Origin of the sequence: Mycobacterium sp. E136 (assembly GCF_001666865.1) — a bacterium.
Classification (GTDB): Bacteria; Actinomycetota; Actinomycetes; order Mycobacteriales; family Mycobacteriaceae; genus Mycobacterium.
Window position 1 is genome coordinate 1 of the sequence record NZ_LZJE01000182.1, and the last position, 3,187, is coordinate 3,187.

Consider the following 3,187-nt stretch of genomic DNA (forward strand, 5'->3'; position numbering starts at 1 on the left):
CGGCGAACCGCCTCCAGCTCATCCGGCTCGACACCAATCGTGGCGCGGTCGGCCGCAACGTCGGGGTGGCGGCGTGCCCCACTCCGTACATCGCCTTCTGCGATGACGACTCCTGGTGGACGCCGGAGTCCCCGGCGGCCGCGGTGGAGGCGTTCGAACGGCATCCGTCGGTGGGACTGCTCGCCGCGCGCACGATCGTGTGGCCGCAGCGCCGCGAGGATTCGTTCTCCACACAGCTGGCACACAGCGCTCTCGGCCGGCGACCGGACCTGCCGGGCCCGTCGATTCTCGGCTTCATGAGCTGTGCAGCCATAGTGCGCAAGCGGGCGTTTCAGCAGGCCGGGGGTTTCAGCGACATCCTGCACTTCCGCGGCGAGGAGCAACTGCTGGCGCTCGATATGGCTGCGGCCGGATGGGACCTCTGCTACCACCCCGAACTGGTGGCGATCCACCAGCCCTCCTCGGCGCGCGCCACGACCGCCGCGCAGGCCGCACGGGTGCTGCGCAACGACGTGCTCACCACATGGTTGCGACGTCCGATTGGCCGCTGCCTGAACGCAAGTGGTCGAATGGTCGCCGCGGCGCTGCGTGATCGCGAACATGCCAAGGGCGCGGTCGAGGCGGTGGTTCGCCTTCCCGCGGTCGTCGCGCAGCGGCGCACGTTGCCCAGCGAGCTCGAGCGAGCGGTGCGTCTGCTGGAGTCGGGCTGAACCGGTCATCCCGACGACACGCTGGTCGCCGGCACCCGCACCGGCACCAGCCGGTCGTAGATCCGCTGACTGTCGGCGGCGATCCGGTCCCAGGAGTAGCGGGCCCGCGCACGATCCCGGCCGGCGGCACCCATGCTCTGCCTCAGGAAGTCGTCTCGCAGCAGGGTGTTCGCCGCCTTGGCGACCTCGTCGGGGCGCTTGGGCTTGACGAGTTGTCCGGTCACATCGTGCACAACGGTGTCGAGCATTCCGCCGACCGCCGAGGCGACCACCGGAACACCACACGCCATCGCCTCGAGCGGCACGATGCCGAACGGTTCGTACCACGGCGTGCACGCGACCACGTCGGCTGACCGAAGGATGGCCGGCATATCGCCGCGAGACACCGAGCCGTAGAGGTGCACGCGGTCCGCGACTCCCAAATCCCCTGCCAGGCCCATCAATCGACGCGCCTCGGGCTCGGCGTCGAGCTGGGACGCCTCGGGTCCGCCGACGATCACCAGCTCGGTATCGGGCAGATGCGGCAATGCGCGCACGACGACGTCAAAACCCTTCCGCGGCACGAACCGGCCGACGCTGACGATGCGTCGCATGTCACCCCGCGGCGCGACGGGACCTTCCGGGCTGAACAGGTCCAGATCCACGCCGCACGGCACCACGGAGATCCGGTTGCGGGACCGGCCCATGCGCATCAACTCGAACACCTCGTCGGTGCACGTGGCGGCTACCCAGGTGGCGGAGCGGGCCACCGTCGCCTCGAGGTGCAACCGGTCCGGCGGACTGGTGTCACGGACACCCTGATGGCGACGCTTCACCACACCGAGCGCATGAAAGCTCTGCACGGCGGGCAGGTCGAGATGGCGGGCCGCGAGTTGGGTTGCGATGCCGGACATCCAGAAGTGGGCGTGGGCCACGTCGGGTCGGTCGGTTGCCCATTCGTCGTCGAGGAATTGCGCGAAGGGCCCCATATGGGCGAGGAGTTCGTCCTTGGGGAGCGGTTCGGCAGGTCCGGCCGGCACGTGCACCACGGTGTATCCCTGCGCCGTGACGACCCGGTCGGGAAGTTTCGGGTCGTCTCTTCTGGTGTAGACGTCGACCTGATGGCCCCGCCTGGCCAGTGCCGCCGACAACTCGGCGACGTGCACGTTCTGGCCTCCGGCGTCGACTCCGCCGAGCGCAGCGAGCGGGCTGGCGTGCTCTGACACCATTGCGATCTTCATTGGCGCCCTCCTTTCCTTGTCACCGGCAGCACTCATCGATGAGGTCGTCCCATTGCGTAAGGAACCGATCGATTCCGAACTGCGCCTTGGCGAAATCGCGCGCCGCCTTACCGGCCGCGGTGGCGGCGGCGCCGTCCGCGACGAAGGACTCCAATGCGCGGCCGAGGGTGTCGACGTCAACGCTCACCACACCGGCTTCCGGCGGCACGACCAGCGGCGCCATCGTCGACGCGACGGCCACCACCGGCATTCCGATGAACATCGCCTCGATCAGCGACAGACCCAGCGACGTCCACCGGGCGGTGTGCAGGAAGACGCGACGCCGGGCCACCTCGGGCAGCAGGGCGGCGGTCGGGACGTCACCTCTTCCAAACACCCGCGGATTGGCGATGCATTCGCTGATCACGTCGGTGTCGATGCCCCAGACGTCGATCGGGACGTACTCGGAGAACCCGGCCAGCAAATCCGCGCCGACCGTGCGCCAGCGCCTGCACGGTTCGTTGATCATCGTCGCGGCGGCCGCGACGTCCCCGCGGTAGAGCAACCCCGGGTCGGCGATCCCGTGAGTGATGACGCGAGTCGGGGCGGAACCGTTGTTCCACATGAGCCGGTTGAAGTCGGTCACGTGGACGATCGGGATGTCGGTCCGCTCAGCAACCGGATGAACGCTGTCGACCGCGAACGGTCTCGGGGCGTTGTGCTCCACGTAGACCGCGGGTACGTCTCGACCCGGTCGTCGTCCCAGCCACCGGTTCGTCAGCACGATTTCCTCGGGGCGTTGCAAGACCACCAGGTCGATGTCCTCGTCATACAGATCGTCAAACGAAACCTCGTGCGCCCGTGGCCAATTGCGCCCGCACAGCCCGCGGCCGTAGGAATCTCTACGCTGATTCACAGGCAATACACAGCGATGACGGCCTGCCACAAAGGATTCGGTCCAAGACCCGTGCACATGCCAGAGGAGCACCGAACGTGGCGTCGACGAGATCGACATGAGGCCCGCCTACCCGAGCACTTCTCGGGCAAAACGGTTCTCCGATCGACTCTTCGCATAGCGGACGAGAAGCGATTCGCATATCGGACTTTTCCCGCCGAACCCCGAGGGGGCGCCGTTTCGCTATCGGGCGCTCGGGTACTCGACCGGCATGTCAGACAGCGAAGGCTTGCCCGACGACGTTCCCGTCGCCGACGCGATGGAGCAGCAGCGCGACACCAGCGAACCGGTTCTCGACGAGGAAGCCAGCGCAGAACCCGAAC

General features: G+C 67.7%; 3 protein-coding genes. 1 reads left to right on the forward strand and 2 read right to left on the reverse strand.

What is annotated here, in order from left to right:
- Positions 1-710 (forward strand): glycosyltransferase family 2 protein (locus A5698_RS12065; protein WP_068296869.1); only part of this gene is annotated, 710 nt, incomplete at its 5' end.
- A 5-nt stretch (positions 711-715) separates the two neighbouring features.
- Here A5698_RS12065 and A5698_RS12070 read toward each other — a convergent pair.
- Both A5698_RS12070 and A5698_RS12075 read right to left on the reverse strand, forming a co-directional pair.
- A complete protein-coding gene (locus A5698_RS12070) occupies positions 716-1,930 on the reverse strand; it encodes a glycosyltransferase (protein ID WP_067086897.1) in 1,215 nt (404 codons plus the stop codon).
- Between the two features lie 19 nt (positions 1,931-1,949).
- Entirely contained in the window at positions 1,950-2,924 is a 975-nt protein-coding gene (locus A5698_RS12075) for a glycosyltransferase (RefSeq protein WP_067086899.1), read from the reverse strand.
- Positions 2,925-3,187 lie beyond the last annotated feature (263 nt).